The 21149-nt window shown below is 72.5% G+C and carries 17 protein-coding genes and 1 tRNA gene; 12 read left to right on the forward strand and 6 right to left on the reverse strand.

What is annotated here, in order from left to right:
* The first annotated feature begins 159 nt into the window (after positions 1-159).
* A complete protein-coding gene (locus ACGFT1_RS21390) occupies positions 160-558 on the forward strand; it encodes a DUF485 domain-containing protein (protein ID WP_373910529.1) in 399 nt (132 codons plus the stop codon).
* Positions 555-2180, forward strand: coding sequence for a cation acetate symporter (locus ACGFT1_RS21395; protein WP_373910530.1), 1626 nt, complete (start codon positions 555-557; stop codon positions 2178-2180). Before ACGFT1_RS21390 ends, ACGFT1_RS21395 begins: the two co-directional genes overlap by 4 nt.
* A gap of 23 nt (positions 2181-2203) precedes the next feature.
* Here ACGFT1_RS21395 and ACGFT1_RS21400 read toward each other — a convergent pair whose 3' ends face one another.
* From ACGFT1_RS21400 to ACGFT1_RS21410, 3 genes are all read right to left on the reverse strand, one after another.
* Complete coding sequence (locus ACGFT1_RS21400) at positions 2204-3091, reverse strand: DivIVA domain-containing protein (protein ID WP_373910531.1); 888 nt, start codon at positions 3089-3091, stop codon at positions 2204-2206.
* A 213-nt stretch (positions 3092-3304) separates the two neighbouring features.
* Positions 3305-5995 (reverse strand): SUKH-4 family immunity protein, encoded by a 2691-nt coding sequence (locus tag ACGFT1_RS21405; RefSeq protein ID WP_373910532.1) that lies wholly within the window; start codon positions 5993-5995, stop codon positions 3305-3307.
* Between the two features lie 10 nt (positions 5996-6005).
* Positions 6006-7046, reverse strand: a complete 1041-nt coding sequence (locus ACGFT1_RS21410; protein ID WP_373910533.1) for an SMI1/KNR4 family protein — start codon at positions 7044-7046, stop codon at positions 6006-6008.
* 287 nt (positions 7047-7333) lie between these two features.
* On the opposite strand from ACGFT1_RS21410, the gene ACGFT1_RS21415 reads away from it, so the two are divergent.
* Together ACGFT1_RS21415 and ACGFT1_RS21420 are read left to right on the forward strand one after the other, a co-directional pair.
* Positions 7334-7849, forward strand: coding sequence for a YwqJ-related putative deaminase (locus tag ACGFT1_RS21415; RefSeq protein WP_373910534.1), 516 nt, complete (start codon positions 7334-7336; stop codon positions 7847-7849).
* A gap of 127 nt (positions 7850-7976) precedes the next feature.
* The gene (locus ACGFT1_RS21420; RefSeq protein WP_373910535.1) at positions 7977-8510 is read left to right on the forward strand and encodes an SUKH-3 domain-containing protein; all 534 of its coding nucleotides are present in this window, start codon (positions 7977-7979) and stop codon (positions 8508-8510) included.
* A gap of 75 nt (positions 8511-8585) precedes the next feature.
* Here the strand turns inward: ACGFT1_RS21420 and ACGFT1_RS21425 are convergent, their stop codons facing one another.
* Positions 8586-9899 carry a sensor histidine kinase gene (locus tag ACGFT1_RS21425; protein WP_373910536.1) on the reverse strand — a complete coding sequence of 438 codons (1314 nt, stop codon included), beginning with the start codon at positions 9897-9899 and terminating at the stop codon, positions 8586-8588.
* 161 nt (positions 9900-10060) lie between these two features.
* On the opposite strand from ACGFT1_RS21425, the gene ACGFT1_RS21430 reads away from it, so the two are divergent.
* The 6 genes from ACGFT1_RS21430 (at position 10061) to pth (ending at position 15197) form a co-directional block, all read left to right on the forward strand.
* Positions 10061-10924: a helix-turn-helix domain-containing protein gene (locus tag ACGFT1_RS21430; protein ID WP_373910537.1), complete on the forward strand. Its 864-nt coding sequence runs from the start codon at positions 10061-10063 to the stop codon at positions 10922-10924.
* 29 nt (positions 10925-10953) lie between these two features.
* Positions 10954-11028 (forward strand) — tRNA-Gln (locus ACGFT1_RS21435).
* Between the two features lie 112 nt (positions 11029-11140).
* The gene (gene glmU, locus ACGFT1_RS21440; protein ID WP_373910538.1) at positions 11141-12589 is read left to right on the forward strand and encodes a bifunctional UDP-N-acetylglucosamine diphosphorylase/glucosamine-1-phosphate N-acetyltransferase GlmU; all 1449 of its coding nucleotides are present in this window, start codon (positions 11141-11143) and stop codon (positions 12587-12589) included.
* 153 nt (positions 12590-12742) lie between these two features.
* Positions 12743-13723, forward strand: coding sequence for a ribose-phosphate diphosphokinase (locus tag ACGFT1_RS21445; RefSeq protein ID WP_373910539.1), 981 nt, complete (start codon positions 12743-12745; stop codon positions 13721-13723).
* A 205-nt stretch (positions 13724-13928) separates the two neighbouring features.
* The gene (locus ACGFT1_RS21450; protein ID WP_373910540.1) at positions 13929-14519 is read left to right on the forward strand and encodes a 50S ribosomal protein L25/general stress protein Ctc; all 591 of its coding nucleotides are present in this window, start codon (positions 13929-13931) and stop codon (positions 14517-14519) included.
* Between the two features lie 75 nt (positions 14520-14594).
* Positions 14595-15197 carry an aminoacyl-tRNA hydrolase gene (gene pth / locus ACGFT1_RS21455; protein WP_373910541.1) on the forward strand — a complete coding sequence of 201 codons (603 nt, stop codon included), beginning with the start codon at positions 14595-14597 and terminating at the stop codon, positions 15195-15197.
* Between the two features lie 314 nt (positions 15198-15511).
* Here pth and ppc read toward each other — a convergent pair whose 3' ends face one another.
* The gene (gene ppc, locus ACGFT1_RS21460; protein ID WP_373910542.1) at positions 15512-18244 is read right to left on the reverse strand and encodes a phosphoenolpyruvate carboxylase; all 2733 of its coding nucleotides are present in this window, start codon (positions 18242-18244) and stop codon (positions 15512-15514) included.
* A gap of 303 nt (positions 18245-18547) precedes the next feature.
* Here ppc and ACGFT1_RS21465 point away from each other — a divergent pair, with 303 nt between their 5' ends.
* Complete coding sequence (locus ACGFT1_RS21465; RefSeq protein ID WP_373910543.1) at positions 18548-19555, forward strand: acyl-CoA desaturase; 1008 nt, start codon at positions 18548-18550, stop codon at positions 19553-19555.
* Positions 19552-20238 carry a TetR family transcriptional regulator gene (locus tag ACGFT1_RS21470; protein ID WP_373910544.1) on the forward strand — a complete coding sequence of 229 codons (687 nt, stop codon included), beginning with the start codon at positions 19552-19554 and terminating at the stop codon, positions 20236-20238. Before ACGFT1_RS21465 ends, ACGFT1_RS21470 begins: the two co-directional genes overlap by 4 nt.
* A gap of 43 nt (positions 20239-20281) precedes the next feature.
* Here the strand turns inward: ACGFT1_RS21470 and ACGFT1_RS21475 are convergent, their stop codons facing one another.
* The gene (locus tag ACGFT1_RS21475; protein ID WP_373910545.1) at positions 20282-21094 is read right to left on the reverse strand and encodes a trans-aconitate 2-methyltransferase; all 813 of its coding nucleotides are present in this window, start codon (positions 21092-21094) and stop codon (positions 20282-20284) included.
* Positions 21095-21149: the final 55 nt, after the last annotated feature.

Below are 21149 nucleotides of genomic sequence, written 5' to 3' on the forward strand. Positions count from 1 at the left end.
GGGTGCCGCGGGCCGTCCTGGCGCGGGGCGCACATACCGACCGGCCAGTTCGGAGAAAACGCCGCGCGGTCGTGACCGCGCGAGTAGCGTGCGTGGCTCAGCTCTCCCACCTCCCTGCGGTCCGTCGTCACGGACCCGAGCCACGCAAGGAGCACCGGGATGTCCTACGACCCGCCGCCCCGCCTCGCCCGTCCCCGGCAGCCCGCACCCCCCGGGCCGCCCCGCCCGGCCCGCCGCCCGCTCCGCGAACCCCTCGGCCACCACAGCGACCTGCGCGTCCTGCGCGGCGCCTACCGCCGGCAGCGCCGCACCGCCACACTCACCGCGCTGGGCTACTTCACCCTGTTCCTCGTCCTGTCCGCGTACGCCCCCGGCGTCATGACACGCACGGTCGCCGACGGCGTCCCCGCCGGCCTGCTGCTCGCCCTCCTCCAACTCCCCGTCACCTGGCTGGCGATCGGCCTGTACGAGACCACCGCGCGCCGCTACGTCGACCCGCTCGCCGACCGCATCCGCAGGCAGACCGAACTGGACGCGCGGCGAGGAGCGAGCAGATGACCAGCGCCGCCCTCTCCGGATTCAGCGACTCCGCCCGGGCGATGTCCCTGGTGGCCTTCTCCACCGTCGCCACGGTGACCCTGCTGCTGTGCGTGCTCACCGGCCCCGACGGGGACGACCTCGACGCGTTCTACACCGGCTACGGCGCCCTGTCCCCGCTGCGCAACGGCCTCGCCATCGCCGGCGACTACATCTCCGCGGCCACCGTCCTCGGCACCGGCGGCGTGATCGCCCTGTGCGGTTACGACGGTGTCGTCCTCGCCCTCAGCACGGCCCTGTCCCTGCTGCTGCTGATGTTCCTGCTCGCCGAACCGCTGCGCAACGCCGGCCGGTTCACCATGGGCGACGCGCTGGCCCGCCGGCTGCCCGGCCGCCGCGTGCGCGTGGTGGCCTGCGCGGTCACCATCGCCGCGCTGCTGCCGCTGATGCTCGTCCAGCTCGCCGGCACCGGACAGCTGATGGCGTTCATCCTCGGCTTCTCCAGCGAGTCCCTGAGGACCGGATGCGTCGTGGGCGTGGGCGCCCTGATGATCGCCTACGCCGCGATCGGCGGCATGAAGGGCACCGCCCTCATCCAGATCCTGAAGATCGTGCTGCTCGTCGGCTCCGGCATCCTGGTCGCCGTCCTCGTGCTGCGCCGCTTCGACGGGGACCCGGGCGCCCTGTTCACCGCCGCGGCACGGCGGAGCGGCGCCGGGCCCGCGTTCCTGCGCTCCGGCCTGGAGTTCGGCACCACCCCCGCGTCCCGCGTCGACATGATCGCCTCCCAGCTGACCGTCGTACTCGGCGGCGCCTGCCTGCCGCACGTCACCATGCGCATGTACACCGCCTCCAGCGCCCGCCAGGTGCGCCGCGCGATGTCCTGGGCGGTGTCGATCGTCGCCCTGTTCGTCCTGGTCATCACGGTGGTCGGGTTCGGCGCGACGGCCCTGGTCGGCCGCACGGCGATCGCCGCGGCCGACCCGCGGGGCAACACGGCGTACCTGCTGGGCTCGCGCGCGGTGTTCGGCGCCGACGTGTCCACGGCGGAGACGTTCCTGTTCACCCTCGTCACCGCCGCGATCTTCCTGACCCTGCTCGCCTCGGTGGCCGGGATGATCCTCGCCTGCGCCAACTCCCTCGCCCACGACGTGTTCGCGGCCCGGGTGCAGGAGATGCCTGCCCGCCGCGAAACTGCCCTGGCGCGCGTCTCGGCACTCGCCATCGGAGCGCCGACGATATTGCTGGCCACCCTGGTGCAGCACCACAGCCTCCAGCCCCTGGTCACGCTCTCGTTCTGCCTGGGCGCCTCCGCCCTCGCACCCGCCCTGGTCTACGGCCTCTTCTGGCGCCGCTACACCCGCGGCGGACTGCTGAGCACCCTGATCGGCGGCTCGCTGACCGTGCTGCTGCTCATGCCGGGCACCACGCTCGTCTCCGGCTCACCCACCTCGGCGTTCCCGCACGCCCACTTCGACTGGTTCCCGTTCACCACCACCGGCCTCGTCTCCATCCCGGCCGGCTTCCTCCTCGGCTGGCTGGGCACGGTGCTGTCCGGCCGCACGGGTGCGGAACGACAGCGGCACCGGTACGAGGCGGTGGAGGCCCGGATCCTGGCCGGGGCGGTACGCAAGGACGACTGACGACGCGGGCGCCACGCCGGCCGCTACTCCATCGCCACCCTGCCGGTCAGTGACAGCAGGCTGTCGCGTACGGAGTCCATGTGCGCCTGGACGTCGTCCCAGGTCGCACTGTGCTCACGCAGCACCTGCTCGGTCTCCCGGGCGATGCGCTCCGCGTGCGCGCGCGCGTCGTCGACGATCTCCGCGGCACGCGCGTGTGCCTCCTCCTCGCGGCGGCGCGCGTACTGCCCGGCCTCCACCACAGCCCGCTCGGCCGCGGCCAGCTCCCCCTCCGCCCGGCTCACCCGTTCGGCGTGCCGGGCATCCAGCGCGGCCACCCGTCCGGCCTCCTCGCGCTCGGCCTCGGCCCAGCGTTCGGTCTGCTCCCGGGCATGCTCGGCGAGCATCGCGGTGATGCGCTGCCGCGTCTCGCGCAACGCCCCGAGCGCCTGCCCGCGCCCTTCCTTCACCTCGCGCCGGGCGCCCACCCGATGACCGTCGGCCTCGGCACGCGCGTCGAGGAGGCACTGGCGGGCCTGTTCGTCGGCCTCCGCGCGAACCGCGTCCGCGGCCTCCCGCGCCTCCCGGCGCACGCCCTCGGCCCGCTCCTCGGCCCGCGCGACCTCCTGCCCGGTCTCACACCGCGTACGTTCCCGCAGCTCAGCCGCCGTCTCCAGGGCGAGCTGGAACAGGCGCCGCGCGGGCTCCCCGAGCGTCTCGTACGTCTGCGGCGCGAGCTGCGCCACGGTCTCCCGCAGCCGTACGACCTCCTCCTCCATCTCCCGGGCGAGCACCGTCAGCCGGGCGGCACGCACCCAGGCGGCGTCGCGGTCCTCGGAGAGCGCCTCCAGGTACGCGTCGACCTGGTCGGGGCGGTAGCCGCGCCCCCGGACGGTCACGAAGCCGTGCGGCGGCATCGCTGCGCTGCTCATCCCGGAACCCCTCTCCACCGGACATACACGACAGGACGATTTCGCGCACATCTTGATGGATAGGGCGTAAGTGTTCATAACGCGACACTCCGCAGTCACGTCACGGCCGGTGTCACCCACACCGCACCGACAGCAGCCCACGTCCCCGGAAAACGCCTCGTGCCCTTCACGCGCGCGCGTGAAGGGCACGAGGGCACACCCGGCCGGTGCCCGTTACAGCAAGCCGTCCCACATCTGCTCCAGCAGCACCGACCACCAGCTCTCCGGCGACCCGAGCGCCGCCGGGTCCAGGGCCGCGAGCTGCGCCTGGAAGTCGACGGTCCAGCGGCCCGCCTGCTCCTGGTTCAGCCCGTACCGCAGCCGCCACATCCGGCCCAGCAGGGCCAGGCAGCGGACGAACTCCGGCAGCCCGGTGTTCACGAACTGCGGCGGCACCGGCGCCCCGCCCGGTCCCGCCTCCACGGGAACGGCCACGATGTTCGCCGTCCCGTACTGCACACAGACCGCCTTGCCGAAGTCGGTGCCCATGACGAGGTACGAGCCCGCGTCCGCGGCCGGCCGCACCCCGTGCTCCGCCGCCAGCTCCGCCAGCGTCGGCACCGGACGGCCCGGCTGCGCCTGCGCCCAGAAGAACGGACCCATGTCCAGCGGCAGCCCCGCCACCACCAGCGTGTGCGCCACGACCGGCGGCACACCCTGCCGGGAGACGGCCTGCTGCTCGAACCGGAAGACCCCCGGCCCGAACGCCGCGGCCAGCTCCTGCGCGATCGCCTCCGGCGGTACGGGCGGCACGGCCTGCACCGGCGGCAGCGGCGCCCGCACCGGCGCCGGCCGCGCGGGACCGTCCGCCACCTGATGCAACTCGCCCTGATGCGCCAGCAGCTGCCGCATGCCCTGCTGCCGGCTCGCGTGGTCCGTTCCGTACGGCGCGATGCTCGCGATCCGCGCCTGCGGCCACTGCTCCCGGATCATCCGGGAGCAGTAGGCACCCGGCAGCTCGCACGACTCCAGCTCCGTGTGCAGCTCCAGCACCTGGTCCGGGGGTACGTTCATCGCCCGCAGCTCATGGAAGATCTGCCATTCCGGGTGCGGCGTACCCGGCGCCGAACGCCGGATCAGCTGCTGCTCCGAACCGTCCTGCGCGCGGTAGCGCAGCACCGCCTGATAGCCGGGGCCGACCGTCGGCAGCCCCTGCTGCGGATACCCGTACGCCCCGGCCTGCGCCGGCAACGGCCCACCGGGCGGCGGCATCGCACCGGGCGGGGGCATCGCACCCGGCGGCATCGGCGGGGCTCCCTGAGCGTGCGGGGACATGCCCGGGGCGGGCGGCGGGGGCACGCCGGGGCCGGGCGGCGGGGGCATGCCGGGGCCGGACGGCGGCGGAGCGGACAGCACGGTCTCGGCATGGTGCATGGCACCGTGAGCCCCACCGGGAGCGCCCGGAGGCTGAGGCGCACCGGGGGAGCCGGGGAACGCGGGGCCGCCCGGAGGCCGGGGTGTGCCGGCCCCACCCGGCTGGCCGGGGTCGGCCAGCATCGTCGCCGCGTGGTGGACACCACCCGGAGGCGTACCGCCCGGAGCGCCCGGGGGCACGACAGGCGGACGGGGGGCGCCCGGAGCGTTCGGCGCGCCCGCGCCGCCCCGCCCCTCGGCCTCGGCGAGCCCCTCCGGCCCCCCGGGTCCCTGCGGCCCGAGCGCCGAGACGAGCTGGGTCGGCACATACCCGCCCGCGGGCGGCGTCGCCGTGTTCCCCGGGCGTGCGCCCGGCAGACCGGGAACGCCCGGCGGCGGCGGAGGTGCTCCCACTCCACCGCGCGCCTTCTTCGGCGGCGGCGCCGCCTTGCTCGTCGCGGCGTCCGCGATGTCCCCGGCGTTCGGCGCGAGCTGCCGCCCCGGCGCGCCCGGCCCGGCGGGCGCCAGCGGGTAGCCGTACCCCGCGGCGTCCTGCGGACCGGCGCCCTGCGGGTAGCCGTACGACGGCCCGCCCGGCGCGCCGGGCACCGTGGGAGGCGCGGGGGGCGTGCCCGGGGCCGCCGGCGCCGGCGCCGGCGGGGGCGTGCTGCCCCGCGGGCCGCCCGGCGTGGCGCCGTCCGGGGACGCGTCCGCGAGGGCGCCCGGCGGAACGTCCTGCGCGCCCGGCGCCATCGACGCGCCGAGCGCCGGTGCGACCGCCGTCGGCGGCAGTTGGCTACCGCCCGACATCAGCGCCGTCGGCGCGTCCGGCGCGGCCATCGGCGGGCGCGGCGGGGCGTCCCGGTCGCTCAGCGGCGGCGCGAACACCGTCGCGGGCAACGGCACGGAACGGTCGTCCTCACCGGCGTCCGCGTTCGTGTCGGTACCGGCCCAGGGCGTGGCCCCCGCGGGCACGTCCACCGGCCCGGGCACCCCGGCCTGCGTCCGCGCCGACGCGCCCCCACCGGAGGACACCGCACCCGGCGCCCCGTCGGAGACCACCGAGGCGGAAGCCGGCCCCGGAGCCGAACCCGCGGTACCCGCATCCGCATCCGCATCCGCACCGGAGCCAGATCCCACGCCCAGCTTGTCCGCCGCCTCCTGCAACCACTCCGGCGGAGTCAGCAGGAACGACGTCTGGTTCAGGTCCACCCGGGCGGCAGCCGCCGGCACCGCGTCCTCCGGCCCGTCGGAGCGGCCGTACTCCTCCTCGTACCGGCGGATCACCTCACCCACCGGCAGGGCGGGCCACAGCGTCGCCTCCCCGCTGTCCCGGGCGATGACCAGCCGCTGACCGCCCGCGTCCGAGCGCGGCCCCTCCGGCCGGTCCTCACCCCACACCACGAAACCCAGCTCGAACTCCCGCACCCGCACCTCACGGTGCTGGTACGCCGGCACGTCGCCGTTGACCCACTCCTCGGCGCGCTCCTGCGCCTGCGCGTACGTCACCATCGTCGTCAGCTCACTCCCCCGCCGGACCCGGCGACGCCGGACCGGAAGACACCGGGACGGCACGCGCGAAACCGCCGTCGACCATCAGGTCCGCCACCGTCTCCAGCTCCGGCGGCTGGCCGGCCAGCCGGGACAGGAAGGCGTCGAAGTCGTCACCGCACGGCAGCAGCAGGCGCTCCACCCGCTCCGCCGGCGACCACGACGGATCCACGTCCCGCACATCGTCGTACGCGCAGAACCACACCGAACCGGCCCGCTCGCCCTTCACCTTCACCGCGAGCAGACCGCCCTGCACGAAGACGACACCGAGGTAGTCCTTCGTCAGATGATCCCGCAGGCACTTGTTCACGTACGCCAGGTCGTTGACCGCGGCCTCGTCCCGCACCGTGAAGAACGGCTGGTCCAGCAGCAGCCCCAGCTCGGGGTCCAGCGCCGCGCCGACGGGCGCGCAACCGCCCGCCGCCTTCAGGAACGAGCGGTACGCGCCGGGGAGCCGGTAGCCCAGGTCCTCCTCCAGCCCCTGCACCTGCGCCTCCGGCACCGCCACACCCGACTTCGGCAGGCGGAAGTGCGCCGGCCGCACCTCCTGCAACGGCCGCGTCCCCCGCTTGCCGTGGTCCACCGGCGCCGTCGCCACCCCACCGTGGTGCCGCAGCAACGCCTTCACCTCGACCGGGATCAGCTCCAGGCGCCGCGTGCCCGCCACGTGATGCCACGTCCAGCCGTGCGGCGTCGCCACAGCCGGCACCGTGTCCCACAACGCGTGGCCCTGCGCCGCCAGCGCGGCATTCGCCGACACGTAGTCCGTCAGCCGCAGCTCGTCCACCCCGAACCCCTGCGGCGGCTCGGCGATCTCCACCGCCACGCGCGCGTACGGCGAGAAATCCGGATAGCCGCGCTCGTCGACCCGTACTCCTCTCGGGTGACGCGCCGCCCGCACCGGGTCCGGGAAGTGCACGACCTGCCCGGCGTAGGCCGCGTTCGGCGGCGCGACTCGTCCCCCGGCCTGGCGGCTGGGCGGAGCCCCCAGCCCGAGCCGACCTGTCGTCATGGCGGTTGCCCCCTGCGGCGTTGTCTGTGGCGCCTGAACGGCGGTGTCGATCGCGGACGGCGACAGCCTATGCGGTGCGCCCACCACGGTCACCGGCCCACCGCATCCCCGCCCCCACCCTCGCACCCCGCGCACCTCACCGCCTGCCCCGCATCCGTGACCGGCCGTCAACCCACCGTCACCGCACGCCCCCCCACGGGCGTGTCGCGCCGCCCCAGCTTCCCCATGAGCCACGGCATTTGGCACCCTGTGTCCTCCAGGGGGACGCCAGGGGAGGTAGAACGATCATGAACGCGTTGCAGACCGGGAGTACCGACGTACGCGCCGGCGACCCCCGCATCGGCTGGAGCGGCACCGGCACACCCCCCACCCCCACCCTCCGGCACCGCCGCGACGGCATCCTGCCCACCGTCGCCGCCGCCCTCTCCGTCCGCGGCGCCACCCTCACCGGCACCGCCACCCGCAGCGACCGGCCCGCCGCCCTGCACCCCTTGGTCCAGGACTTCCTCGACACCCTCACCAGCGCCCAGCGCGACCGCTTCACCGGCCGCTGCGCCGAGACCATCCTCATCTCGCGGCACCTGGCCACCGCCGACGCCGCCCGCAGCAAACGCGCCGCCCGCAGACCCATGACCAACGGCGAGGCCCGCAAGGCCCTCAGACAGGCCAAGCTCACCGCCCGCCGTATACGAGAGGACGGCGACCCCCTCCACGGCAGCTTCGCCGCCCCCTGCCGCGCCTGCACCGCCCTCAGCGCCCACTTCGGCGTCCGCATCGTCGACCCCACCCCGGCCGACGGCTGACCACCCCGCCCCGCACGACCGACGGCCGGCCACCCCGGCCACCCCGGCCACGACAGAACCCGCCGCCAGAACCGCCGCCAACTCGCCGCACGAGCACGACCCCGCGAGCACGACGAACCAAGGGCAGATGCACCCCGACCGCGCCTCCACCCCCCAGCCCCCGGCCCCCCGCACCCCGGCAGGGTCCTCCACACGCTTCTCCGTGCCCGTCGACGCCGCCCTGCGCGCCGCCGGCTGGCACCCCGGACGCTGGGACATAAGGCAGGCCGAGATCTGGGCCGACACCCTGCGCGCACACACCTCACCCGCAGGCCACCGGCACGCCGTCTTCCCCGCAGCCGTCGAGGCCTGGGCCGAGTTCGGCGGACTCGACATCAGCCCCACCGGCCCCGGCCGCCAGATCGCCCCCGCCGCCCTCCGACTCGACCCCCTGCACGGCCTCCACCTCGCCCGCACCCTCGGCGACCTCGGCCGCGCCCTCGGCACCGCGCTGAGCCCCCTCGGCGAGGAGACCGACACCGCCGCCGTCCTCGCCATCGACAGCGAAGGCCGCGTCTACACCGTCGACCACACCGGCGACTGGTACCTCGGCCCCGACATCGACCACGCCCTGACCACCCTCATCACCGGCATCCCGCCCGTACGCCTCACCGCCGGCTGAACACCGAGCCCGCCCCGCACCACCGGCATCACGGCCGGCACCCGCCGCACCGCACACCGCCGGCGGCGGGCCGCCCTACACCGCCGGAATCACCGCCGACACCCGGAACCCGCCCCCGTCCGTCGGCCCCGACACGAACACCCCGCCCAGCGCCGCGACCCGCTCCCGCATCCCCACCAGCCCGTTCCCGCCCGACGGCAGCCCCGCCGACGCCGACGCGGGCTCCGGCGGCGGCTCGTTCTCCACCTGCATCGCGATCTCCGACACCCGGTGCGCCAGCCGCACGTACGTCTTCGCGCCCGCCGCGTGCTTGTGGACGTTCGTCAGCGCCTCCTGCACCACCCGGTACGCCGTCTGCTCCACCTCCGCCGCGTACGACCGCGCCTCCCCCTGCACCGACAGATCCACCACCATCCCCGCGGCGGCCGACTGCCCCACCAGCTCCTCCAGCTCCGACAACCAGGGACCCTCCATCGACCCCTCCGCCTCGGCCACCCGCGAAGCCGCCGCCGCGGCCGCCTCCCCCACCGCCGCCAGCGACGACGCCGAAGCGGCCCGCCGGCCCACACCGTCCCCCGCCCGCAGCACCCCGAGCATCTCCCGCAGCTCGGTCAGCGCCTGCCGCCCCATGTCCCCCACCAGCGCCGCATTCCGCACCGCCTTCTCCGGATCCTTCCGCGCCACCGCCTGAAGCGCCGCCGCGTGCACCACCATCAGACTCACCCGGTGCGCGACCACGTCATGCATCTCCCGCGCGATCCGCGTCCGCTCCTCGTTGCGCGCCCACTCGGCCCGCTCCTCCGCCCGCTCCGCGAGCAGCTGCAACTCCCGCTCCAGCGAATCCGCCCGCTCCCGCAGACTCTCCATCAACCGCCGCCGCGCCCCCACGTACAGACCCAGCAGCAGCGGCGGAGCCGTCAGACCCAGCGCCGTCGTCACCGCCGCGAACGGCAGGAACCAGTCACCGAGCGTCAGATCACCCCGCGCCATGTCCTGCCGCACCCGCACGAACGTCACCACCGCCGTCCCCAGCAGCGACATCCCCGCCAGCGCGGCGAGGACCCGCCGCGGCAGCTCGCACGCGGCGAGCGTGTACAGGCCCACGACCCCCAGCAGGAAGCCCATCTGCGCCGGCGTGATCGCGATCGCCACCAGCACCACCGCGATCGGCCACTTCCGCCGCAGCAACAGCACCGACCCGGCGATCACCCCGAACACGACCCCCACCCACACCGGGACACCCGCGTCCCGGGCGAACGGGATCCCCTCCGCACCGCACTCCACGGCGGACACCAGCGCGACACTCCCGTCGAGCACCGCACTGCGCCACCTGGCCCACCACCAGGGGCCGGTCAGAGCCCTGGCGTGGTCTTCCCCCGTCATGGTCATGCGTCCCAGCCTACGGGCGGCAGGTGCGGCTTTTCCGGTGAGTTTCCCCTACCTCCACACACCACACCCCGTAACCGAACGGCCTCGAAACCCACCCCTATCCCCCGAACTGGTGAACCAGCCCCGTCCACCCTCGGAATCCGACATTCCACCCGGACGGTATGCGCATGGCACCGACACCCGACACACCCACCGACTTCGCGTCCCTGCGGCAGCGGGCGGTCGCCCTGCGACGGGCGGGTCACAGCCTCCGGCAGATCCGGGACGAGCTGAAGGTCTTCAACAACGACACCCTCAACCAGCTGGTGAAGGGGGAACCGCCGCCGGAATGGACGCGGCGCCCGAACGCGAAGGACGACCTGCGGGAGAGGGCGCGGGAGTTACGACGCGAAGGCTGGACGTACGACCGGATCCAGGCGGAGCTGGGATGCTCGCGGAGCTCGGTCTCGCTGTGGGTACGGGACCTGCCGAAGCCGGAGCCGCGCTACACCCCCGAGGAGCAGCGAGCCCTGATGAACGAGGGTCTCGCGGCCATGCGGGCGGCGCAGGACCGCGAACGCGCGGCGACCAAGCAGCGGGCCGCGGCAGCCGTCGGCGAACTCTCCGACCGGGAGCTGTTCCTGATCGGCGTCGGCCTCTACTGGGCCGAGGGCGGCAAGGACAAGCCCTACGACCGCCGGGAGTGCGTCGTCTTCGTCAACAGCGACCCCGGCATCATCAAGGTGTTCCTCGCCTGGCTGCGCCTCGTCGGAGTGGAGCGCGACCGCATCCGCTATACGGTGACAATCCATGAGAACGCCGACGTGGCCGGGGCCGAACGATACTGGGCGGACCTCGTCGGCGCCGATGCCTCCGCCTTCAACAAGACCACCCTCAAGAAGCACAACCCCAGGACGGTCCGCAAGAACACCGGTGACGGCTACCGCGGCTGTCTCGTGATCAAAGTCCTGAAGGGTGCCGACTTGTACCGTCGCATCGAGGGCTGGTGGTGCGGCATAGTAGGTGCCGCGGCCTCCACGGACTGACCGAATGTCCGTTCAGGAGGCTTACACACTCCCCTGTGGTGTAATCGGCAACACGGGTCACTTTGGATGATTTGTTCCAGGTTCGAGTCCTGGCAGGGGAGCCACGCACGACCGGGCCCTGACCTCACCGTCAGGGCCCGCACTCATTTCCCGACCAACCCGCCCCGGTATCCTGCGGCTGTCACCCCCACCCATCCAGAGCCGAAGGGCAACCCCGTGAGCGCCATCCGCCCGGCCGCCGTCGTCGTTCTCGCCGCGGGTGAGGGCACCCGTATGAAGTCGGCCACACCCAAGGTCCTCCACCAGCTCTGCGGCCGCTCCCTGGTCGGCCATGTGCTGGCCTCCGCTCGTGAGTTGGACCCGCAGAACCTGGTCGTCGTGGTGGGCCACGCCCGGGAGCGGGTCACCGCGCATCTGACGGAGATCGACCCGGATGTGCGCACGGCCGTGCAGGCGGAGCAGAACGGCACCGGACACGCCGTACGGATGGGCCTGGAGGAGCTGGGCGGGACCGTGGACGGCACGGTCGTCGTCGTGTGCGGGGACACCCCGCTGCTCACCGGGGACACGCTGCGGCGGCTCGCGGAGACGCACCGGGCGGACGGCAACGCGGTGACCGTGCTGACGGCCGAGGTGCCGGACGCCACCGGGTACGGCCGGATCGTGCGTGACGGGGCGACGGGAGCGGTCACCGCGATCGTGGAGCACAAGGACGCGACCGGGGAGCAGCGGGCGATCCGGGAGATCAACAGCGGGGTGTTCGCGTTCGACGGGCCGTTGCTGGCGGACGCGTTGAAGAAGGTGCGGACGGACAACAGCCAGGGTGAGGAGTACCTCACGGACGTGCTGGGGATCCTGCGGGAGGCCGGGCACCGGGTGGGGGCGTCGGTGGCCGGTGATCACCGTGAGATCGCCGGGATCAACAACCGGGTGCAGCTGGCGCAGGCGCGGCGGATCCTGAACGACCGGTTGCTGACGCGGGCGATGCTGGACGGGGTGACGGTGGTGGATCCGGCGACCACGTGGGTGGATGTGACGGTGTCCTTCGAGCGGGACGTCGTCGTGCATCCGGGGACGCAGCTGGCCGGGTCGACGCATCTCGGTGAGGGGTGCGAGGTCGGGCCGAACAGCCGGCTGAAGGACACGCTGGTGGGTGCGGGGGCGCGGCTGGACAACTCGGTGGCCGAGGGGGCGCGGATCGGTGCGCGGGCGGTCGTGGGGCCGTACGCGTATCTGCGTCCGGGGACGCGGCTGGGTGCGAAGGGCAAGATCGGGACGTACGTGGAGACGAAGAACGCGTCGATCGGTGAGGGGACGAAGGTTCCGCATCTGTCGTACGTGGGGGACGCGACGATCGGTGAGTACACGAACATCGGGGCGGCGAGTGTGTTCGTGAACTACGACGGTCAGGACAAGCACCACACGACGGTCGGGTCGCACTGCCGGACGGGTTCGGACAACATGTTTGTGGCTCCTGTCACGGTCGGGGACGGTGCTTACACCGCTGCCGGGTCGGTGATCACGAAGGATGTGCCGCCGGGTTCGCTGGCCGTGGCCCGTGGCCAGCAGCGGAATATCGAGGGCTGGGTGGCGCGGAAGCGTCCGGGGAGTGCGGCGGCGAAGGCGGCCGAGGCGGCGTCCCGGCGGGGTGAGGGCGAGGACTGAGCGCGAACGGGTGCCTCGAACACGGCGTACCGTGATAAGTGCACATCCGCACGCGTGCGCCCACACCCTTACCAGCTGATACGGCCTCTCACGCCCAGCCGAGAGGTCGAAGAGCAGCCGGTTGGCTGAGACAACCTCTGAGGAGACAGTGCTGTGACCGGGATCAAGACGACCGGCGAGAAGAAGTTGATGTTCTTCTCCGGCCGCGCCCACCCCGAGCTTGCCGAGGAGGTCGCCCAGCAGCTGGGTGTCGGGGTCGTCCCGACGAAGGCCTTCGACTTCGCGAACGGTGAGATCTACGTCCGCTACCAGGACTCGGCTCGTGGTGCGGACTGCTTCCTGATCCAGAGCCACACGGCTCCGATCAACAAGTGGATCATGGAGCAGCTGATCATGATCGACGCGCTGAAGCGCGCGTCGGCTCGTTCCATCACGGTGATCGTGCCGTTCTACGGTTACGCGCGGCAGGACAAGAAGCACCGGGGCCGTGAACCGATCTCGGCGCGTCTGATCGCCGATCTGATGAAGACGGCGGGTGCCCACCGGCTCCTGACCGTGGATCTGCACACGGATCAGATCCAGGGCTTCTTCGACGGTCCGGTGGATCACCTGTTCGCGCTGCCGCTGCTGGCGGACTACGTGGGCCGCAAGGTCGACCGGAACAAGCTGACGGTGGTCTCGCCGGACGCGGGCCGGGTGCGGGTGGCGGACCGGTGGTGCGACCGGCTCGGTGCGCCGCTGGCGATCGTGCACAAGCGGCGTGACAAGGACGTGGCGAACCAGGTGACCGTCCACGAGGTCGTGGGTGAGGTCGAGGGCCGGGTGTGTGTCCTGGTCGACGACATGATCGACACGGGTGGGACGATCTGTGCGGCGGCGGACGCGCTGTTCGCGCACGGTGCGGAGGACGTCATCGTGACGGCGACGCACGGTGTGCTGTCGGGTCCGGCGGCGGACCGGCTGAAGAACTCGCGGGTGAGTGAGTTCGTGTTCACGGACACGCTGCCGACGCCGGGTGAGCTGGCGGTGGATCTGGACAAGATCACGGTGCTGTCGATCGCCACGACGATCGCGAGCGCGGTGCGTGAGGTGTTCGAGGACGGCTCGGTGACCAGCCTCTTCGACGAGCAGTGAGGTTTCTGCGCGGTCGTCGCCGGCGTTAGCCGTTGATCCTTTTGGGTGCGGCCTCCCTTTCCGAGTAAACTGCACGAGTTGCTCGGCGAGGGAGGCCGTGTCCGTTTCCGCGAACACGGTGGTCCGTTATCGACGCGCTCTTCGTAGCAGGCCGTTCGTGGCCGGGTGACCACGTCCGTTCCTAGTTCTACGAGGAGTGATCCGCATGTCCGAGGTCAAGCTCGCCGCCGAGACCCGCACCGAGTTCGGCAAGGGTGCCGCCCGTCGTATCCGTCGTGACAACAAGGTTCCCGGTGTGCTGTACGGCCACGGTTCCGACCCGCTGCACCTGACCCTCCCGGGTCACGAGCTGGCGCTGGCGCTGCGTACGGCGAACGTCCTGATCTCGCTGGACATCGACGGCAAGTCCAACGAGCTGGCGATCCCGAAGGCCGTGCAGCGTGACGCGCTGAAGGGCTTCCTGGAGCACGTCGACCTCCAGCTGGTGAAGCGGGGCGAGAAGGTCAACGTCGAGATCTACGTGCACACCGAGGGCGAACTGGCCCCGGGCGGCAACCTGCTGGAGCACGTGCTGAACACCCTGCCGGTGGAGACCGAGGCCACGCACATCCCCGAGTCGGTCACCGTCTCCGTCGAGGGCCTGGAGGCCGGTTCCTCCATCCTCGCCAAGGACATCCCGCTCCCGTCCGGCACCACGCTGGCCGTCGACGGTGACACGGTCGTCCTCCAGGTCCTGGCCGCGCAGGCCGAGGAGTCCGCGGGCGAGTCCGAGGGCGGGGAGGCGGCCGAGGCCTGATCCTCGCCGTCGTCGTCAACCGGTCAGCCGCCGCTTCCTTCTCCGGGAGCGGCGGCTGGCGTGTATCGAGGAGAGATGGACGTGACCACTCCCGCCAGCGAGCCCTGGCTCATCGTCGGGCTCGGTAATCCCGGGCCGGAGTACGCCATGAACCGCCACAACGTCGGTTTCATGGTGGCCGACCTGCTCGCGGAGCGGATCGGGGGGAAGTTCAAGCGGGCGGGCAAGGCGCAGGCGCAGGTCCTGGAGGGGCGGATCGGTCCGGTGGGGCCGGCGAACCGCCGGGTGGTCCTGGCGAAGCCGATGTCGTACATGAACCTGTCCGGCGGCCCGGTGAACGCGCTGAAGGACTTCTACAAGGTGCCGCCGGCGAACATCGTGGCGGTCCATGACGAGCTGGACATCGACTACGGCACGCTGCGGCTGAAGCTGGGCGGCGGCGACAACGGGCACAACGGTCTGAAGTCGATGACGAAGGCCATGGGGCCGGGCTATCACCGGGTGCGGTTCGGGATCGGCCGGCCGCCGGGGCGTATGCAGGTCGCGGACTTCGTGCTGAAGGACTTCTCCTCGGGGGAGCGCAAGGAGCTGGGCTATTTCGTGGACCGTGCGGCGGACGCGGTGGAGGCCCTGGTGATCGAGGGGCTGGAGCGGGCGCAGAGCACGTACAACTCCTGAGGCCGCGTGGGGGTCCTGGGTGTCGTGCGCGTCCTGGCACGACGCGGTGCGCCTGCGGGCCGGCGGGGGTCTCGTACGCCTGGGTGCCGCCGGGCGGAAGCGCTGCTGCCGGCCTTCGGTGGTGGTGGCGGGCGGCGGGATCGGCTGGACCGGGCGGCGTGGGTGCCGGGGCTGTGCGGGACGGGGCTGCCGACGGCGGCGTCCGAGCGTCGCGGTGACGTGAAGCCCCCGCCTGCGGCGCACGCGCTGACGTCGGACAGGGGGATGCCCCCGGGGCCTCGCGGCCTCGGGGGCATCCTTGTGCCGGGGGGCTGTCAGCCGGTGTTGCGCAGGCCGGCCGCCACGCCGTTGACGGTGAGGAGCAGGGCGCGGGAGAGCAGCGGGTCGGGGTTGGCCCCGGCCGCGGCGGCGTCGCGCTGCCGCTTGAGCAGGGTGACCTGGAGGTAGGAGATCGGGTCGAGGTAGGCGTCGCGGATGGTGAAGGTCTGCTTGAGGACCGGGTGGGCCTCGAGCAGCTCGGTCTCGCCGGTGACCCGCAGGACCTCGCGGACCGTCAGCTCGTGCTCGGCCCTGATGGTGTCGAAGACGTGCCGCAGCTCGTCGGGGACCAGGGTGTCGACGTAGTGCTGGGCGATCCGCAGGTCGGTCTTGGCGAGGGTCATCTCGACGTTGGAGACGAAGTTGCGGAAGAAGTGCCACTGCTGGTGCATCTCGTCCAGGACGGTGTCCAGGCCGGCTTCGCGCAGGGCCTTGAGGCCGGAGCCGACGCCGAACCAGCCGGGGACGATCTGCCGGGACTGGGTCCAGCCGAACACCCACGGGATGGCGCGCAGGCCGTCGAGGCCGGCGCCGGAGTCGGGCCGGCGGGAGGGCCGGGAGCCCAGGTGCAGATCGGCGAGCTGGTCGACGGGGGTGGAGGCGAAGAAGTACGCCGGCAGGTCGGGGTCCTCCACCAGGCGGCGGTAGGCGCCGTGGGCGGCGTCGGAGACGACGTCCATGGCGGCGTCCCAGCGGGCGAGGGCCTCGTCGGACTGGCGGGGCGCGGTGTGCAGGGCGGAGGCCTGGAGGGTGGCCGCGACGGTCAGTTCCAGGTTCTCGCGGGCCAAGGAGGGGATGAGGTACTTGTCGGAGATGACCTCGCCCTGCTCGGTGACCTTGATCTCGCCCTCCAGGGTGCCCCAGGGCTGGGCGAGGATGGCGTCGTGGGAGGGGCCGCCGCCGCGGCCGACGGTGCCGCCGCGGCCGTGGAAGAGGCGCAGCCGGACGCCGTAGCGGTGGGCGACGTCGCGCAGGCGGCGCTGGGCGCGGTGGATCTCCCACTGGCTGGTGGTGATGCCGCCGAACTTGGAGGAGTCGGAGTAGCCGAGCATGACCTCCTGGACGTCGCCGCGCAGCGCGACCAGGCGCCGGTAGGACGGGTCGGAGAGCATGTCCTCGAGGATGGTGTCGGCGGCGCGCAGCTCGTCGGTGGTCTCCAGGAGCGGCACGATGCCGATCTTGGCCCAGCCGGCGTGCAGGTCGAGGAGGCCGGCCTCGCGGGCGAGGACGGCGGCGGCGAAGACGTCGTCGGCGCCCTGGCACATGGAGATGATGTAGGACTCGATGACCTCGGGGCCGAAGACCTCCAGGGCCTTCCTGACGGTGCGGAAGACGCCGAGGGTCTTCTCGCCGGCCGCGTCCACGGGTGCCGGGGTCGGTGCCAGGGGGCGGCGGGAGCGCAGTTCCTTCGCCAGGAGCTTGCCGCGGTAGTCGCGGGGCATGTCGGCGTAGCGCCAGGACTCCTCGCCGAGCCGGTCGAAGAGCTGGCCGAGGGCGTGGTGGTGGGCGTCGGCGTGTTCGCGGACGTCCATGGTGGCGAGCTGGAGGCCGAAGGCGGCCAGGGTGCGGATGGTGCGGGCGAGGCGGCCGTCGGCGAACAGGCCGCCGCGGTGCTCGCGCAGGGACGTCTGGATGATCCGCAGGTCGGCGAGGAGTTCGCCGGTGCCGAGGTAGTCGCGGCCCGGCTCGTGCGGGGTGCCCTTGGCGAGGCGCTGCTTGGTGTTCTCCAGCTTCTGCCGGATGCAGGTGGCCTTGAGCCGGTAGGGCTCCTCGGCGTTGAGTCGCTTGTAGCGGGGGCTGATCTCGGGGAGCAGTTCCAGGTCGGTGCCGAGCGAGTCCAGCAGTTCCTCGGTGGCTCCGGCGTAGCGGATGGAGTTGGAGAGCAGGCCGCGCAGCTCGTCGATGGTGGCGAGGGCGTCGTTGATGCCGTGTTCGTGCTGGAGGATGAGGACGTCCCAGGTCACCTGGGGGGTGACGTTGGGGTTGCCGTCGCGGTCGCCGCCGATCCAGGTGCCGAAGGTGAGGGGGCGGGTGTCGTCGGGGAGCCTGACGCCGACGCGTTCGAGTTCGGCGGTGAGGTCCTCCAGGACGTCGCCGACGGCGTCGGCGTGCAGTTCGTCGAGGTAGTAGATGGCGTTGCGGGCCTCGTCGGCGGGTTCGGGCCGTACGACGCGCAGCTCGTCCGTCTGCCACACCAGGTCGATGTTCTCGGCGAGGCGGATGTCGTGGCGGCGGCGGTCGGAGTCGAGGACGGGGGTGTCCAGGAGCGCGGCGACGCGCCGGAGCTTGTTGAGGACGGAGCGGCGCGCGGCCTCGGTGGGGTGGGCGGTGAACACCGGGCGGACGTTGAGGTGCTGCACGGCCTCGCGCAGGTGTTCGGGGTCGGCGTCCTTCAGCCGGTCGGCGGTGCGGGCGAGCAGGCCGCCCTCGGCGGCGCGCCTGGCCCGCAGTTCCCGGCCGCGGTGCACCTGTTCGGTGATGTTGGCCAGGTGGAAGTAGGTGGAGAAGGCGCGGACCAGCTTGGCCGCGGTCTCCAGTTCCGTGCCGCGCAGCAGTTCGGCGGCGGCTTCGCCGTCCTCCCTGGTGAGGCGGCGCACCTTCTCGACCAGCTCGAGGAGTTCGGGGCCCTCCTGCCGGACGAGGGTCTCTCCCAGGAGATCACCCAGGCGGCGGATGTCGGCGCGCAGTTCGGTGCTGGTCGTGGTGGTCTGGTCGTCGGCACTGCTCACAGGTGCGGCTCCTTGCAGTGTTGAAGCTCGTCTGGCGGGGAACCCGGCCGGCTACCAGGCGGCGGGCGCCGCACTACGGGCCGGAGCGTCCGGGAAGGAAACGTCAGCGGACCGCGCTGTCCGACCGCTTCCAAGGATAGGTGTCCGCGCGGACGCGCAGGGGCCGGGGCTCTTGCCGCGGCGCGGCACACTGCCATACTTACGACGCCGTAGGTTACGGAACCGTAGGGAATGGCGGCGAGTCCACCCGGTCCCGGCGGTCCGCGCCTGCCTGTCTTGACCCTCGACCCCACAGGGGACCGCATGACCTCACGTTCCGATGTGATCGAAGAAGCCCGCAAGGCCACCGACACGCCCTCTCCCCCCGCCACGCTGGGCGGTGAGCAGAAGCGTTCGATCGAACAGATCGCGCTGCTCGTGTTCATCGTCGTGCCGTTCGTGGCACTGGTCGCGGCCGTGCCGCTGGCCTGGGGCCGGGGGGTGAGCTGGCTCGACCTGGGTCTGCTGGTCTTCTTCTACTTCCTCGGATGCCACGGCATCACCATCGGTTTCCACCGGTACTTCACCCACGGCTCGTTCAAGGCCCGGCGGCCGTTGCGCATCGCGCTGGCGATCGCGGGATCGATGGCGGTGGAGGGCCCGGTGGTGCGCTGGGTGGCCGACCACCGCAGGCACCACAAGTTCTCCGACGCCGAGGGCGACCCGCATTCGCCGTGGCGGTTCGGTGAGACGCTGCCGGCTTTGCTGAAGGGGCTGTGGTGGGCCCACATCGGCTGGATGTTCGACGAGGAGCGGACGTCGCAGGAGAAGTACGCGCCGGATCTCATCAAGGACAGGGCCATCCGGATGATCTCCCGCCAGTTCATCCTGTGGACCCTGGTGTCCCTCGGGCTGCCGCCGCTGATCGGTGGTCTGGTGACGCAGTCCTGGTGGGGCGCGGCCACCGCGTTCTTCTGGGGGTCACTCGTGCGCGTGGCGCTGCTGCACCATGTGACGTGGTCGATCAACTCGATCTGCCACGCGGTCGGCAAGCGGCCGTTCAAGTCGCGGGACCGGTCGGGCAACGTGTGGTGGCTGGCGGTGCTGTCCTGCGGTGAGTCCTGGCACAACCTGCACCACGCCGACCCCACGTCGGCGCGGCACGGGGTGATGCGCGGCCAGATCGACTCGTCGGCCCGTTTCATCCGCATCTTCGAGCGGCTCGGCTGGGCGTACGACGTGCGCTGGCCGTCACGCTCGCGTATCGATTCCCGCCGTGACACCGGGGAGGGCGGTTCCCGGCGCCGGAGGGAGACCGCCGAGGCGGCATGATTGACGCCGTGGCGACCGACTCCAGCAGCAATCCGGGTGATCCGGGCAACGACAAGCAGCGGCGGACCCGCCGGACCCGTATGACCGGTGCGGAGCGCCGCCAGCAGTTGCTGGAGATCGGTCGCACCCTCTTCGCGGCCAAGGGCTTCGAGGGCACGTCCGTGGAGGAGATCGCGGCGAAGGCCGGGGTGTCCAAGCCGGTGGTGTACGAGCACTTCGGCGGCAAGGAGGGCCTGTACGCGGTGGTGGTCGACCGCGAGATGCGCCGCCTGCTGGACATGGTGACCAGCTCGCTCACCGCCGGTCATCCGCGTGAGCTGTGCGAACAGGCGGCCTTCGCGCTGCTGGACTACATCGAGGAGTACACGGACGGTTTCCGCATCCTGGTCCGTGACTCCCCCATTCCCCAGTCCACGGGTTCCTTCGCCTCGCTGATCTCGGACATCGCCACGCAGGTGGAGGACATCCTCGGCCGCGAGTTCAAGTCCCGCGGCTTCGATCCGAAGCTCGCCCCGCTGTACGCGCAGGCGCTGGTCGGCATGGTCGCGCTGACCGGCCAGTGGTGGCTGGACGTGCGCCGCCCGAAGAAGGCGGAGGTGGCGGCGCATCTGGTGAACCTGGCCTGGCACGGCCTGGACGGGCTGGAGCAGAAGCCGCGGCTGATAGGCCACCGCAAGTGCTGACCCTGCGCGGGCCGGGGCGCTCCTGACGCGCCCGGGTCCGCGTTCAGGCCGTCCTGCGGGCGACGGCGAACAGCCGCCGGAACGGCAGGACGGTGCCGTACGGGGTGCGCGGGTAGGCCGTGCGCAGCAGGTCGCGGTACTCGGCGAGGAACGCGTCCCGCGCCCCGGGGTCGTCGGCGAGCACGGTGAGGGCGGGCCGCAGGCCGGTGCCCTTGACCCAGTCGAGCACCGGGTCCTCGCCCGCGAGGACGTGGAGGTACGTCGTCTGCCACACGTCGGTGGCACAGCCGAGGCGGGCCAGCCGGTCCAGGTAGGCGGCGGGGGTGTGGACGGAGTCCGGGCGGCGCAGGACGCCGGCGAGGCGGGCCCGCCAGCGGGGCGTGGCGGCGAGGTCGCGCATCAGGGCGTGCAGCGGTGCGTCGGTGTTGTCGGGGACCTGGAAGGCGAGGGTGCCGCCGGGGTTCAGGGCGGCGATCCAGTCGGCGAAACGGTCGGCGTGTCCGGGCACCCACTGGAGGGTGGCGTTGGAGACGATCAGGTCGCAGGGCTCTCCGGGCGTCCACGTGCGTACGTCGGCGTGGGTGAAGTCGATCCGGCCGCCCTGGGCGGTGGGCCCCTCGTGTTCGACGTGGGCCCGGTCGAGCATCGCGGGCGAGTTGTCGTAGCCGGTGATGTGCGCGGTGGGCCAGCGGCCGGCGAGCAGGGTGGTGACGTTGCCGGGGCCGCAGCCGAGGTCGGCGATGCGCGGCCGGCCGGCCGGCGGGTCCGGGATCCGGGCGAGGAGGTCGGCGAAGGGGCGGGTCCGGTGGCCGGCGTGGCGGAGGTACTGGGCGGGGTCCCAGGCGGGCGTCGTCATGGGACCACTCTCCCGGGATTTTTATCTCAACGTCAAGAGACTCGACATCAAGAGA

Origin of the sequence: Streptomyces sp. Y20, from assembly GCF_043195475.1 — a bacterium.
Classification (GTDB): Bacteria; Actinomycetota; Actinomycetes; order Streptomycetales; family Streptomycetaceae; genus Streptomyces.

Coding starts and splice junctions, on each gene's coding strand:
- ACGFT1_RS21395 (WP_373910530.1), top strand. CDS start 555: ATGACCAGCGCCGCCCTCTCCGGATTCAGCGACTCCGCCCGGGCGATG.
- ACGFT1_RS21405 (WP_373910532.1), bottom strand. CDS start 5,995: ATGGTGACGTACGCGCAGGCGCAGGAGCGCGCCGAGGAGTGGGTCAAC.
- ACGFT1_RS21425 (WP_373910536.1), bottom strand. CDS start 9,899: ATGACCATGACGGGGGAAGACCACGCCAGGGCTCTGACCGGCCCCTGG.
- ACGFT1_RS21390 (WP_373910529.1), top strand. CDS start 160: ATGTCCTACGACCCGCCGCCCCGCCTCGCCCGTCCCCGGCAGCCCGCA.
- ACGFT1_RS21415 (WP_373910534.1), top strand. CDS start 7,334: ATGAACGCGTTGCAGACCGGGAGTACCGACGTACGCGCCGGCGACCCC.
- ACGFT1_RS21410 (WP_373910533.1), bottom strand. CDS start 7,046: ATGACGACAGGTCGGCTCGGGCTGGGGGCTCCGCCCAGCCGCCAGGCC.
- ACGFT1_RS21465 (WP_373910543.1), top strand. CDS start 18,548: ATGACCTCACGTTCCGATGTGATCGAAGAAGCCCGCAAGGCCACCGAC.
- ACGFT1_RS21430 (WP_373910537.1), top strand. CDS start 10,061: ATGCGCATGGCACCGACACCCGACACACCCACCGACTTCGCGTCCCTG.
- ACGFT1_RS21475 (WP_373910545.1), bottom strand. CDS start 21,094: ATGACGACGCCCGCCTGGGACCCCGCCCAGTACCTCCGCCACGCCGGC.
- ACGFT1_RS21450 (WP_373910540.1), top strand. CDS start 13,929: ATGTCCGAGGTCAAGCTCGCCGCCGAGACCCGCACCGAGTTCGGCAAG.
- pth (WP_373910541.1), top strand. CDS start 14,595: ATGGACGTGACCACTCCCGCCAGCGAGCCCTGGCTCATCGTCGGGCTC.
- ACGFT1_RS21400 (WP_373910531.1), bottom strand. CDS start 3,091: ATGAGCAGCGCAGCGATGCCGCCGCACGGCTTCGTGACCGTCCGGGGG.
- ACGFT1_RS21420 (WP_373910535.1), top strand. CDS start 7,977: ATGCACCCCGACCGCGCCTCCACCCCCCAGCCCCCGGCCCCCCGCACC.
- ACGFT1_RS21470 (WP_373910544.1), top strand. CDS start 19,552: ATGATTGACGCCGTGGCGACCGACTCCAGCAGCAATCCGGGTGATCCG.